The following is a 13,732-nucleotide window of genomic DNA, read 5'->3' on the forward strand; positions in this document are numbered from 1 at the left end:
CAAAATCAGAATAGGCGCAAAACTGCCGGTCCGTAATCCAGAAGACTAACCGGTCAGATTCAGGCTCTACATACTCCCGGGTCCGCGAACGATCGCGTCCGTCATGGCGGCTACCCGCTTCATTGCCTGAACATCGTGTACACGGATGATATCGCAGCCCTGCGCAATTCCGAGCGCCGTTGTAGCCGCCGTTCCTTCAATGACGTCATCGGGCGGCAGTCCGAGCGTCGTGCGGATCATGCTTTTGCGGGAAGTGCCAAGCAGGACGGGATACCCCAGTTCCGCAATAGCCTCCAGCCGGTTCATCAGCCATAAATTCTGCTCATAGCTTTTGGCGAATCCGATACCGGGGTCGAGGATGATATTCGTGTTCTTCACTCCCCCGCTCAAGGCAAGATCAATGCTTTCCTGGAGATCCTGCAGAACTTCCGGCAGAAAATCCGTATATACGGCCTCCGGGCGGTTATGCATGAGAATAACCGGACAGCCGACTTGAGCCGCCACGCCAGCCATGTCGGGGTCCGCTTTGAATCCCCATACATCGTTGATGATATGGGCGCCCGCTTCGATCGCCTGCCTCGCGACCTCCGCTTTGTAAGTATCCACCGAAATCGGAACCTGAACGTGCCGGACCAGTTCCCGGATAACAGGTACGACTCGTTCCAGCTCCTCCCGGAGCGAGACAGGCGCGTGTCCCGGGCGGGTCGACTCTCCGCCGATGTCGATCATATCTGCGCCTTCCTCCACCATGCTCAGCGCGTGTTGTACCGCCTGCTCCACAGTAGTGTAGGAGCCTCCGTCGGAGAAAGAATCCGGCGTGACGTTCAGAATTCCCATTATGAGAGTCCGGCGTCCGAGTTCAATGCTTGTCTCTCCTGCTGCCAACGTTCGAATCATTGGAAAAGTCACTTCCTAAGGCTAGAGTAATCTCGTGCATTCCCGATACAACTGAGCCAGGCGGCTCGCAACTGGTCCGGCCGTTCCCCGTGAGACGGTAATCGAGCCGCCGCGTTCATCAAACAGTCCATTTATAGAGACAATTTCCTGAACGGAATTCGTCACAAAAATTTCGTCCGCCTCAACCAGCTCGCTCCAGGCAAATAAACCCTCGCATATTTCCAAGCCTTCCTCATCTGCAAGCTTAAGGACAAAAGCGCGTGTAATGCCGGGAAGAATGCCCGTAGTCAAAGAAGGAGTAAAACACACGGCTCCTTTGATCCAGAAAATATTGCTGACGATGCCTTCCGCTACATACCCGCCGTTATCCGTAAGAAAAAGTCCTTCCGCCCCCTGCGCCCACGGATAGTTCATCATTTCTCTTTTGGCGAGGATATTATTCATGTAATGGAATGACTTGTGCCTGCGTCCGCTTTCCGGCGTATTTCTCCGCAGATTCAGCAGCTGAAGGGGACGTGAGGCAGGCTGATCCGCGTTCCGCTGCGGAAGGCTTTTGACGTAAATAATCTCGCTGGGATTCTCATAAAAAGCGCCTCCCGGCAAACCGAGCATGTCCACTCCGGCCGAAACGGCATACCGGAAGTAGGCGTCCTCCAGTCCGTTAGCCTGAAGAAGCTCCTCCACTCTGGCCCTCATCCCTGTCTCGTCCGTATGAAACGGAATGCCCAGTTCCGCACAACCCTCGCGGATTCGCTCCATATGCTCCCGAAGTAAAAAAGGGTGTCCGTTGTACGTGCGAAACGTCTCGAACAGCCCCATGCCATATAAAAATCCGTGGTCGTAAACGGAAACGACCGCTTCTTTTTCTTCTACCAGATTTCCGTTCATCCAAATCTTCATTTAAGCTCCGGTTCCCGCCGGTACGGTACGCTCCAGGAAATTGCGGAGCAAAGTCAGACCGTGGTCCGTAATGATGGACTCGGGATGAAACTGCACACCCTCGATCGGGTACTCTTTGTGACGGAGCCCCATAATCTCTCCTTCGTCCGAGGTGGCGCTAATTTCCAGACAATCCGGCAGCGTTTCTTTGCGGACGATCAGGGAGTGATAACGCGTTGCCGTGTAGGGAGAAGGAATGCCTTCGAAAATCGTTTTGCCGTCATGGTGAATCGGAGATGTTTTACCGTGCATCAGTTTGCCAGCCCGGACCACGTCGCCGCCGAAAGCCTGACCGATAGCCTGATGGCCGAGACAAACGCCCAGAATAGGGATGCGGCCTTTGAAATGGCGAATCACGCCAAGGCTGATGCCCGCTTCGTTCGGGGTACAGGGTCCCGGCGAAATTAGGATGTGATCCGGCGACAGCTCCTCAATGCCCGACAGATCTATGGCATCGTTGCGTTTCACGACGATCTCCTGCCCTAACTCACCCAGATATTGTACCAGATTGTACGTAAACGAATCGTAATTATCAATGACAAGAATCATGCTTGCCTTCCTCCTCTACTCTTCTACAGGACTTCTGTCCCTGCTCGGCTCATGCTGTGCTCGCTAAACTGGATTGCTTTCCATAACGCTCTCGCTTTGTTCAGAGCCTCTTCGTATTCACGGTCCGGCACGGAATCGATCACTATTCCCGCACCCGCCTGAATATAACCGCTGCCTCCGGCCGCCACGAGCGTTCGTATAAGTATATTAAATTCCATATTCCCGTTGTAGTCAATCCATCCCATCGATCCTGTATACGGTCCGCGCCGGACCGGCTCCAATTCTTCAATGATCTCCATCGTCCGGATTTTCGGCGCCCCGGTTATCGTTCCTCCCGGGAATGCGGCCGCGATGACGTCGAACGCGTCCAGGCCTTCCCGCAGCTCGCCGGTTACCTCCGAGACGAGGTGCATCACGTGAGAGTAACGCTCGATCACGAAAAACTCATCGACCTTGACGGAGCCGTACCGGGCGATCCGTCCAAGGTCGTTGCGCTCCAGATCCACGAGCATCACGTGCTCCGCACGTTCCTTCTCGTTGGAGAGAAGCTCGTCCGCAAGCCGGGCGTCCTCTTCCGGCGTGCGGCCTCTGGGGCGCGTGCCCGCGATGGGCCGGGTGCGCAGGTGCCTGCCCTCAAGCTGGACCAGCAGCTCGGGCGAACCCGACACAAGCGCGAAGCCGGGGAACCTCATCAGCCCCATATAGGGCGACGGGTTCACAATGCGCAGCGCTTCGTAGATCTGCTCGGGCGATGTTTGGAGCGGTCTGCTTTGGCGGACCGACAAATTCACCTGGAAAACATCCCCCTGCCCGATGTAAGCCTGAATCCGCTCGACGGCGCGGATGAAAGATTCCCGCGGGAAGGCCCGGCTGGCGCCTTCCGCCGCTTCCGCCTCCAGCGTGGTGTCTTCGCCGGCGCTCACAAGCGCCTGCCACTCCGCTTCACGCTGGAGCCGCTTTGCGCCGGCCTCGGCGTCCCCGGCCAGCCCGTGCCAGAGCCGGAGCATGCTCACCGAGCGCTGAACGGCGGCCTGGTAGAGCCGGGAGAGGTCGGAGGCGGAAGGCTCCGCCGGCAGCGGGGTATGCACGGCCGCGTAAAGCCGGCCTTCCTCGCGGTCGAAGACCCAGACCTCGTCGTAGCGGGCGAAGCTGTATTCCGGCAGCGGAAGGTCGTCTTCCGCCAGCTCCGGAAGCTTCTCCATGCTCCGCACGACATCGTAGCTCCAGAAGCCTACGCAGCCGCCTGTGAATTTGGGGGCCCCGGCTATATCCGGGGAGCGCCAGGGGGCCATCCACCGCTTGACGGTATCCAGCGGAGCGCCTTGCATAGGAACGGAACGCCAGCCGTTCGGGAAGGCTCCGTCCCGTTCCGCGGCTTCAGCCGATGCCGCACTGCCGCATATGGCCGCAACCGGGTGCAGCCCGAGGAAGGTATATCGGCCTCCTCTGCCGCTCTCCAGTACGAATGCGTGTGTGCCCGCCGTTCTCCATGCATGCTCCCAGGTGCTGATTTCTTCCGTCCACGGGATGCTTGTTATATAAGGAACGGAGGTATAGGCGCCTGCTTTCGCCCATTCCGTCCAGTCAGCCAAGGTGGTTAACGTTATTGTTGTCGCAGACATGCAGCCAGCTCCTCATTCTGCTCTATACTCGTGCGGTAAGGTAAGATAAGTTAGCGTTTAATCGAACCGGTACGAAGGGTGTTTTTCGGCAAATTCCGTATGCTGCACGCCACGATCTTCCTGTTCGAAGACCGAAAACATTTCACTTACAGGATTAAAGCATCATGTAAAATTGACCCGATGGTTCGGTTCGCGCCGGATTTGTCCCTTAGTATACTTGAATTGGCCCAAAATAAAAAGCCTCCAGCAAGATCTGCTGAAGACTTTTGGAACGTATCCGATATTATCCGGTTCTATTCGTCGAACTGGTAAAGCGGAGTGCTCAAGTAACGCTCGCCGTTGCTCGGAATGACGGCAATAACACGTTTGCCGGGTCCGAGTTCTTTGGCAACTTTAAGGGCAGCGAAGATCGCCGCACCGGAAGAAATACCGCCCAGAATCCCTTCTTGACGGGCAACGCGGCGCGATGTTTCGAAAGCGTCCTCGTTGTCGACCGGGATGATCTGATCGTAGATTTCCGTGTTCAAAATGTCCGGTACAAAGCCGGCGCCGATCCCCTGGATCTTATGCGGGCCCGGCTTGCCTCCCGACAGAACCGGCGAAGCGCTTGGCTCTACCGCTACGATTTTGATGCCCGGGAAGTTCTCGCGCAGCACCTCGCCCGTACCGGTGATCGTTCCGCCTGTTCCGATACCGGCGATAAAAGCATCCAGCTTGCCGTCATGACCTTTGATGGCTTCGACAATTTCCGGACCTGTCGTTTCACGGTGGATTTTGACGTTCGCCTGGTTCTTAAACTGCTGAGGAATAAAATAGCTAGGGTTCTCCGCTTGAAGCTCTTCCGCTTTGCGGATAGCCCCCTTCATGCCTTCGGCTCCCGGTGTCAGAACAAGCTCGGCGCCGTAAGCGCGCAGCAGATTGCGGCGCTCCATGCTCATCGTTTCCGGCATAACCAGAATGGCACGGTACCCTTTCGCTGCCGCTACCATGGCCAGACCGATCCCCGTGTTGCCGCTCGTCGGTTCTACGATCGTGTCGCCCGGCTTCAGCTTGCCTTCCTGTTCAGCGGTTTCGATCATGCTGATGGCAATCCGGTCTTTTACACTTGCTCCCGGGTTCTGGAACTCAAGCTTTACGTAAATTTCCGCGCTATCTTCCGGAACTACCCGGTTTAATTTTACAAGCGGAGTATTCCCGATTAACTGTGTAATGCTTTCCACCAATTTAGCCATTCGTGTCACCCTCCCAGGTTTGGAAAAAAAGGATTTATATCCGAGTTATTAGGTTGGTATTATAATCCTATATTATCAGTGCCTAAGACCCTTGTCAACACCTTACAATTCTCTAAGAATTCGGGTTTAATCCCGGGTCGGCAACGGTCGCTTTCCACTTTTGGCGGAGGGACAGCAAATACTCGTTAAGAGGAGGCGCTTCCTGCAGGGCGAGCTGTTTCCGTACACTCTCCCGGATTGCCGCTTCGTCGGGACCGGTATTCATTTTTTTCTCCGTGATTAAAATAAGGGCATATCCTCCCGCGGTCTTGATTGGCGCACTCAATTGGCCGACCCCTAATTTACGGGCCGCCTTCATGATCTCCGCCGGCTGGAACGGATCGTCCTCCTGCATCCAGCCCAGATCTCCTCCCTGGCTCCCGGAATCGTCCAAAGAACGGTCCCTGGCCAAAGTCGCGAAACTCTCTCCGCCCTGGTAGGCGGCCATCGCCTTTTTAGCCTGATCCAGAGTGGACACGACCATTTTGTGAAGATGAATTTGAGCGGTCTGCTTGAATTCGTCAGGATGCCCCTGTATGTACTTGGTAATCCGGTCGTCTGCTATCTCGACATCATGCGTCGCAAGCTTCTCGAGCAAAAGTTTATAGAGCACGTCTTCTCTGACATCCTCTCTGTTCATTCCGAGCTGTTCTTTCATCGAGTCGTAAAAGTTTTGTTCGTTCTCGTAGCCCTGCTGCATCCGCTTCAGCTCACGGCTGATTTCCGCTTCGTTGATGTCCACTCCCTGCTCCTGGGCTTCCAGCCGGAGGGTCTCGCGGTCCAGCATTTGATTGAGCATTTCGGCACCGTAGTGTTTGGTCAACTTCTCCGTCAATTCGCCTTGTGTAAATTCACGGCCCGTAATCCGGGCCACGATGTGACCGTCGGCAGGAGTTTCCCCGGAACGTCCGCCAGCCGCCGACTTCTTCCCTAGTCCCGTTTCCGACAATTGTAGCGACAAGAGGACAATGACTCCTATCGACAAAGCGAGGATAGCTCCCCACAACACTTTTACATTGTGCATGCTCTCTCCCTCGATTTGTTACTTGTTGATGGAATCCAACATAGTTTGCAGCTCTTCGCGTTCAAACTGGTAAGCTTCGTTGCAGAAATGGCAGACGACTTCCGCCCGTCCGTCTTCATCGATTAAAGATTGAAGCTCATCACGGCCCAAGCTGATGATAGTCTGCTCCACTCTTTCCCGGGAACATTTGCATTGAAAAGATACGGCAGACCGCTCCATGATTTCTACGGAAGGCAGCACTTCTTTCAGCACTTCTTCAAGCGATGCGCCGCGATCCAGCAGGGTAGTGATCGGCGGGATCTGTGCCAGCGTCTTTTCGATTTCAGTGATTTCATCGTCCGTCAGTCCCGGCAGAAGCTGAATAATGAACCCTCCGGAGACTTTGACCGTCCGGTCGACGTCCACAAGCACACCAAGGGCAACAGCCGAAGGCGTCTGTTCGGACTTGGCGAAATAGTAGGTAAAATCTTCGGCCAGTTCACCGGAGACGATCGGGATGCTGCCGCGGTAATTTTCTTTAAGCCCAAGATCCTTCGTTACATATAAAAAGCCTTCCGTTCCGACCGCGCCCGCCACATCCAGCTTGCCCTTGGCGTTCAATGGCAGATCTACATTCGGATCGTCTACATATCCGCGTACCTCGCCCTTGGAATTCGCGTCAACGACGATAGAACCGATAGGTCCGCCGCCCTTAACCTGCAGGGTCAGCTTTTCTTCGCCCTTCAGCATTGCGCCCATCATAAGACCGGCTGCGGCCGTTCTCCCGAGGGCAGCCGTGGCTGTCGGTGTCGTATTGTGCCGTCGGCGGAGTTCTTCCGTAATGGAAGTCGTCAGGACGGCAAACGCCCGGACCCTTCCTTCCAGGGCGGTCCCCCGGATTAAATAATCACTCATCACGTTACCCCGTTTCTTGTAAGCTATTCCTGCTTCGCATTTTTAACATAAATAAGGCGCAGGCCCTCCAGCGTCAGCATCGGATCGACGACATCGATCGTACGGGATTCGCTTGCAATCAGCTCGGCATGTCCTCCAGTCGCGATAACCTTAGGCGCAATGCCGAATTCCTGCTTGACCCGGTCCACGATTCCGTCTACCTGGCCGACATAGCCGAAAATGATTCCGGCCTGCATGGACGATATCGTGTTGCGTCCGATAACGCTCTTGGGCTTGATCAGTTCGATACGCGGCAGTTTGGCCGCCCGCTGATACAGAGCCTCGGTTGATATTCCAATACCGGGCGCAATCGCACAGCCGATAAGCTGTCCGGCCTTGTCTATATAATCGTACGTGGTCGCCGTACCGAAATCAACAATGATGCAAGGAGAGCCATACAGCTCGAGCGCAGCCACGGCATTGACGATCCGGTCCGCCCCCACTTCCTTCGGATTATCGACCCGGATGTTGAGCCCCGTCTTGATGCCCGGCCCTACGATAAGCGGCGTTCTCTTCACATATTTTAAACAAAGGTGTTCCAGCGCAAACATCAGAGGCGGAACAACGGATGAAATAATGACCCCTTCAATCTGCTGGATATCAATGCCGGCATATTGAAAGAGGTTATGAAACATCATCCCGTACTCGTCCACGGTCGCAGAGCGATTCGTGCCGAGCCGCCAGTGATGAAGCAATTCGGTACCCTGATAAATGCCCAGGACTATATTGGTGTTGCCAACGTCTACGACTAAAATCACAAGGAAACTCCTTTCTGCTCGTTAAGATCCAGACTGATATCAAGCGCAGACACGGAGTAGGTCAGTCTTCCGACGGAAATCACATGTACCCCTGTTTCCGCCAGCGATTTGATCGTTTCCAGCGTAACGGAACCGGAGCCTTCCACCAATACATGGGGAGCCTGGCTCTTTACGATGGAAACGGCTTTGGCCATATCGGCCGCTTTCATATTGTCCAGCATAATAATATCGGCGCCAACCGCAATGGCTTCGTCCAACTGTTCGAAGTTCTCCACCTCTACTTCAATTTTCATCGTATGAGGGATTCTCGAACGAGCCGCACGGACTGCCGCCGTAATGCTACCTGCACCCTTGATGTGATTATCTTTGATCATGACGGCATCGTACAGGCCGTAGCGGTGATTAAACCCGCCGCCGACTCGTACGGCGTATTTCTCAAGCATCCGGTGCCCCGGTGTCGTTTTCCGTGTATCGACGAGCCGGGTAGGAAGACCCTCCAGCGCGTTCACATATTGACGCGTACGCGTGGCGATACCGGACATCCGTTGAAGAAGATTGAGAGCAAGCCGTTCTCCCTTCAGGATACTCCGAGTGTTTCCAGTCACGATGGCTATTACCGTCCCCTTGGAAACAAACTCCCCTTCCTTTACCTGCGGCGAAAACACCAGGTTCTTGTCCACTTCCGCGAATACTTCCTGAGCTACGCGCAGGCCCGCCACAATTCCGGATTCTTTCAGATGAATGATCCCTTTGCTCTGCTGGTCCGCGGGGATGGTGTACATCGTGGTCACATCGCCCGTTCCGATATCCTCGTCGAGCCACAACTTGATGTTCTGCCGTATTTGTTTAAAGTTTAATTCCATCATTAAGTATCCACTCCTCCGTCAGACCACATTCACGGTTTAATACGGTATGTTTAAGCCACTGCTCGTCTCTCCGCTGCGGAAAGTCTTCCCGGTAATGCCCGCCGCGGCTTTCTTCACGACGCAGCGCGGCTTCGGCTGTCAGCAGCGCACAGGTCAGCAAATTAGCGAATTCATAATCTTCCCTGCGGGTAAGGCATGAGTCGAAGGACGGCAGATGCCGTTTAAGTTCGTCAAGTCCCCGCTGAAGCCCGGCCGCATCCCGGCGGACTCCCGCATAACGAACCATGACCTTCTGCAACTTCAATTTTTTCTCTACCATTGCCTGTTTCGGCAGCTCCGTACGGGCAGCGGTTTCCTGACCCGTCTGAGGCACCTCGTTCAGAAGCGGGGCAAGTGACCGGATACGATCTATAATCCGGCGTCCGAAAACAATCGCTTCAGATAACGAATTGCTCGCCAGCCGATTGGCTCCGTGTACACCCGTAGAGGATACTTCCCCGCAGGCGAACAGCCTCTTTATGTTGGTTTCCCCATGCAGATCGGTCTTTACCCCTCCCATCATATAATGGGCGGCAGGGGCGACGGGAATCCAATCGCTTGTCAAGTCCAGTCCGAATGACAGACAAGTTTCATAGATGGTAGGAAACCGGTGCCGGATCATCTGTTCCGGCTCATGGGTTATATCCAGGTAGATGAAACTGGAGCCCGTCTCCTCGATTTCGCTGACGATCGCGCGGGCTACTACATCTCGGGGGGCAAGCTCGAGCTGGGGATGGTATTTCTCCATAAACCGCTCCCCTTTGATGTTGCGCAAATAAGCGCCCTCACCGCGGACCGCCTCCGAAATCAGAAAACGCGGCGCTCCCGGGTAAACAAGCACGGTCGGATGAAACTGGATAAACTCCATATCACGTATGTCAGCTCCGGCACGGTAAGCGATCGCCACCCCGTCTCCGGTCGCAACGTCCGGATTAGTCGTGTAGCGGAACAACTGACCCGCACCGCCTGTGCAAAGCACGGTCGCGTTGCCCTGGACATATACACGCTGCCCATCGGGCTTTTGAACCAGAGCCCCGCAGCATTCCCCATCAACCGTAATCAGATCAATCACAATATGATCATCCCAAATTTCAATGGACGGGTTATTCTTGGTATTTTCGGAAAGCGCCCTCACAATCTCAGCGCCGGTCGCATCCCCGTTCGCATGGAGAATTCTCCGCTGGCTGTGAGCGCCTTCTTTGGTCAGGGCGATTTCCCCGTTTTCCAAATCAAACTGCGTCCCCATCCGGATCAGGTCCTGTACGCCCTGCGGTCCTTCATGAACCAGTACGTCCACGGCATCTCGCGAACACAAGCCCGCGCCAGCGACAAGCGTATCCTGCAGATGATACTCAGGCGAATCTTCATCGGAAATTACAGCGGCAATTCCACCTTGGGCATACCGGGTGTTGCTGTCCAGAAGCGATTTCTTCGTAATCAAAAGCACGCGTTGAGAAGCGCTGGCCTGCAGGGCCGTGAATAAACCGGCAATTCCTGCGCCGATAATGATTACGTCGGTTTTATAGTGCGGAATGGCTGTCAAATCCGTATCCGTTAAGTATCTAGGTATCATGGCGGTTCACCCGTGCCTTCAACAAAGAGAGTAGCGCATGCTACTTTACTTGTAACATGCGCTCTAAGGAAAGCTTTGCTTTTTCAGCCACTTCCGGTGCCACATAGATTTCAGGCTGCATGGTTTCCAGACACCGGACGACTTTTTTCAAGTTGTTTACTTTCATATTCGGGCATACCAGGTATTTTGTGGCAAAATGAAAGGTTTTATTAGGGCTGTCTAAACGAAGCTGATAGCCTGTTCCGTCTTCCGTTCCGACGATAAACTCCTGGCAATCAGATTCACGGCAGTACTTGATGATGGCCGTCGTGCTGCCTACGAAATCTCCGAGCTTCACAACCTCCGGTCGGCATTCCGGGTGAACCACGAATTGCGCGTTGGGATGAGCCGCCTTCATTTCCTCGACATCTTTGACGGTCAGCATATCGTGGGTGTTGCAGTAGCCTTCCCAGATGATCATTTTTTTGTTTGTGAATTTTGATACATAGTCGCCTAAATTTTTATCCGGTACCCAGATAATCTCCTCGGCATCGATCGATTCGATGACTTTTCTTGCATTTGCGGATGTGCAGCAGATATCCGTTTCGGACTTCACTTCCGCTGACGTGTTGATGTAGGCAACAACCTTCGCATTGGGGTGCTCTTTCTTCAGAGCCCGCAATCCTTCCACGTTCACCATGTCGGCCATTGGGCAGCCGGCCCGTTCGTCGGGAATAATCACCGTCTTGGTAGGAGCGAGAATTTTAGCGCTTTCCCCCATAAAGTGTACTCCGCAAAAAACGATAACATCTGCATCGGTTTCAGCGGCTTTCTGAGCCAGAAGAAATGAATCCCCGCGGAAATCGGCGACTTCCTGAATCTCGTCACGCTGGTAGTAATGAGCGAGAATAATGGCATTGCGTTCTTTCTTAAGCTCTAAAATTCGCTCTTTCAGCAGTCTGTTCTGCTCGGCTTTTCTTTCGAGAGCCAATGCCTCCATGAATGCATCCTCCTTATATGAAGCGGCACGCCCTATGATGAATAGCTATGGCGATCGCCTTCTCACCCTTGTGAACTCTTTGTAAAAGGCAATTCAAGTATCACAACTAAATTTACACAACATGCTTGGACGTGTCAATCCGCAAATCCGGCCGCTAAAATGAAAAAACCGGACGTCCGCGGGGACATCCGGTTGTATACTCAGTTCTATCGGCTATGCCTGGTTGTTGCCTTCATCATCCGGTTTATCCGGATTCAGTTTGGTCCGTTCAGGCGTTTCGGTTTTCAGTTCGATTTCAGGCGCAGGTTCCGGCTTAACGCTGTCATCCTGTCCCTGGATCGTCACTTTAATATCCTCATTGCCCGAAATTTGACCTTTCTCAAGAAGCTCCACGATCTGTTCCTTATCGAGCGTTTCTCTTTCGAGAAGCGTTTGAGCGACAAGGTGAACTTTATCCTTATGAGTATTCAGGATCTGCTTCGCCCGGTCGTAGCACTCCCGGATGATCAGCTGCATTTCCTGGTCGATTTCATAAGCGATCGCATCGCTGTAGTTCTGTTCATGACCGATATCGCGGCCTAGGAATACTTGGCCTTGGCTGCTGCCGAACTGCATCGGGCCGAGCTTGTCGCTCATACCGAATTCCATGACCATCTTGCGAACGATTCCGGTCGCTTTCTGGAAGTCGCTGTATGCTCCTGTCGCGATCTCGCCGATGAAGATTTCTTCGGCAACGCGACCGCCAAGAAGTCCGGTGACCTTGTCGAGCAGCTCGTTCTTGGTCTGCATCATCCGGTCTTCGCCTTCTTTAGGAAGCATCATCACGTAACCGCCTGCGCGGCCGCGTGGAACGATCGTTACCTTATGAACCATGTCCGCATTCTCGGCATAGTAACCGATGATGGCGTGACCGGATTCATGGTAAGCTACCGTACGCTTCTCGCGCTCGCTGATTACACGGCTTTTCTTCTGCGTACCTACGATAACACGGTCGAAAGCTTCTTCGATCTCGGCCATCGAGATATCTTTGCGGTTGCGGCGCGCTGCGATAAGCGCCGCTTCGTTAAGCAGGTTCTCCAAATCGGCACCCGTAAAACCGGTGGTGTAACGCGCGATGGAGTCCAATCTTACGTCATTGGCCAGCGGCTTGTTGCGTGCGTGAACCTTGAGGACCGCTTCGCGGCCTTTCACATCCGGACGGTCAACCGTAATCTGACGGTCGAAACGTCCCGGACGAAGAAGCGCCGGATCCAGAATGTCCGGACGGTTGGTAGCCGCGACGATGATGATTCCCTCATTCGCCCCGAATCCGTCCATCTCGACGAGCAACTGGTTGAGCGTCTGCTCGCGCTCGTCGTGTCCGCCTCCGAGGCCTGCGCCCCGCTGACGGCCGACGGCGTCGATCTCGTCGATAAAGATAATACAAGGCGCGTTCTTCTTCGCATTCTCGAAGAGATCCCGTACACGGGAAGCACCGACACCGACGAACATTTCCACGAAGTCGGAACCGGAGATGGAGAAGAACGGAACTCCGGCTTCACCCGCGACAGCACGGGCAAGCAAGGTTTTACCGGTCCCCGGAGGACCGTTGAGAAGCACGCCTTTCGGAATGCGGGCTCCCACTGCAGAGAATTTGCGCGGATCTTTAAGGAATTCGACGACTTCGACCAATTCCTGTTTCTCTTCGTCCGCACCGGCTACGTCTTCGAACGTGACGCGCTTTTTCTCTTCATTATATAAGCGTGCACGGCTTTTGCCGAAATTCATGACTTTGCCGCCGCCGCCCTGAGCCTGGTTCATCAAGAAGAAGAACAGGACGAAGATGATCACAAACGGAATGATGGACGTCAGGAACGAAATCCAAACGCTGTCGCCTTCCATTTTCAGATACTCTTCTTGAACCCCCGCTGTTTCGATCAGCTCTACTACACGTGAATCAAATGGACCACGGGTAACGAATGTAGATTTATCCGCCGCCTTAGGATTCTTGTATTGCCCGTTGATCAGGTACGTGCCCCCGTCGACTTTAATTTGAAGCTTCTCGACGTTCTTGGACGTTAATTCCTGCCGGAACTGGTTGTAGGTAATCGCTTCTTTTTGATCGTTCTGCGTACTAATGAAATGCACAATACCGACTGTTACCAGGAAAATCAATAAATAAAAACCGGTATTCCGGATAAAGCGATTCATCCGCTACCTCCTCTCAAACGACACACTTTTTATATTTTACCACAGCATGTCTTAGCATCACAACAAAGCCGGCCGTGGGACATACCCGGGTG

The 13,732-nt window shown here is 54.0% G+C and carries 12 protein-coding genes; all 12 read right to left on the minus strand.

Annotated features, from left to right (window positions below):
- Nucleotides 1–66: 66 nt before the first annotated feature.
- On the minus strand, nucleotides 67–897 hold the full coding sequence (folP, locus tag ACI48J_RS25290; RefSeq protein WP_405080795.1) for a dihydropteroate synthase: 831 nt from the start codon (nucleotides 895–897) through the stop codon (nucleotides 67–69).
- A gap of 21 nt (nucleotides 898–918) precedes the next feature.
- The gene (pabC, locus tag ACI48J_RS25295; protein WP_405080797.1) at nucleotides 919–1,797 is read right to left on the minus strand and encodes an aminodeoxychorismate lyase; all 879 of its coding nucleotides are present in this window, start codon (nucleotides 1,795–1,797) and stop codon (nucleotides 919–921) included.
- Nucleotides 1,798–2,385, minus strand: a complete 588-nt coding sequence (gene pabA / locus ACI48J_RS25300; protein ID WP_405080798.1) for an aminodeoxychorismate/anthranilate synthase component II — start codon at nucleotides 2,383–2,385, stop codon at nucleotides 1,798–1,800.
- 23 nt (nucleotides 2,386–2,408) lie between these two features.
- On the minus strand, nucleotides 2,409–4,007 hold the full coding sequence (locus tag ACI48J_RS25305; protein ID WP_405080799.1) for an anthranilate synthase component I family protein: 1,599 nt from the start codon (nucleotides 4,005–4,007) through the stop codon (nucleotides 2,409–2,411).
- Between the two features lie 293 nt (nucleotides 4,008–4,300).
- Nucleotides 4,301–5,239, minus strand: a complete 939-nt coding sequence (gene cysK / locus ACI48J_RS25310) for a cysteine synthase A (protein ID WP_326053449.1) — start codon at nucleotides 5,237–5,239, stop codon at nucleotides 4,301–4,303.
- Nucleotides 5,240–5,351: 112 nt separating this feature from the next.
- The gene (locus ACI48J_RS25315; RefSeq protein WP_405080800.1) at nucleotides 5,352–6,302 is read right to left on the minus strand and encodes a peptidylprolyl isomerase; all 951 of its coding nucleotides are present in this window, start codon (nucleotides 6,300–6,302) and stop codon (nucleotides 5,352–5,354) included.
- An 18-nt stretch (nucleotides 6,303–6,320) separates the two neighbouring features.
- Nucleotides 6,321–7,196: an Hsp33 family molecular chaperone HslO gene (gene hslO, locus ACI48J_RS25320; protein ID WP_326053445.1), complete on the minus strand. Its 876-nt coding sequence runs from the start codon at nucleotides 7,194–7,196 to the stop codon at nucleotides 6,321–6,323.
- Nucleotides 7,197–7,219: 23 nt separating this feature from the next.
- Entirely contained in the window at nucleotides 7,220–7,993 is a 774-nt protein-coding gene (locus ACI48J_RS25325; protein WP_326053443.1) for a type III pantothenate kinase, read from the minus strand.
- Entirely contained in the window at nucleotides 7,990–8,859 is an 870-nt protein-coding gene (gene nadC / locus ACI48J_RS25330; RefSeq protein ID WP_405080801.1) for a carboxylating nicotinate-nucleotide diphosphorylase, read from the minus strand. The genes ACI48J_RS25325 and nadC overlap by 4 nt, the downstream gene beginning before the upstream one ends.
- Entirely contained in the window at nucleotides 8,840–10,471 is a 1,632-nt protein-coding gene (gene nadB / locus ACI48J_RS25335) for an L-aspartate oxidase (protein ID WP_326053439.1), read from the minus strand. Before nadB ends, nadC begins: the two co-directional genes overlap by 20 nt.
- Nucleotides 10,472–10,511: 40 nt before the next feature.
- On the minus strand, nucleotides 10,512–11,450 hold the full coding sequence (nadA, locus tag ACI48J_RS25340; RefSeq protein WP_009671902.1) for a quinolinate synthase NadA: 939 nt from the start codon (nucleotides 11,448–11,450) through the stop codon (nucleotides 10,512–10,514).
- A 213-nt stretch (nucleotides 11,451–11,663) separates the two neighbouring features.
- Nucleotides 11,664–13,640 carry an ATP-dependent zinc metalloprotease FtsH gene (ftsH, locus tag ACI48J_RS25345; RefSeq protein ID WP_326053436.1) on the minus strand — a complete coding sequence of 659 codons (1,977 nt, stop codon included), beginning with the start codon at nucleotides 13,638–13,640 and terminating at the stop codon, nucleotides 11,664–11,666.
- Nucleotides 13,641–13,732: the final 92 nt, after the last annotated feature.

Source organism: Paenibacillus chitinolyticus (assembly GCF_045038035.1).
Lineage (GTDB): Bacteria > Bacillota > Bacilli > Paenibacillales > NBRC-103111 > Paenibacillus_F > Paenibacillus_F chitinolyticus_A.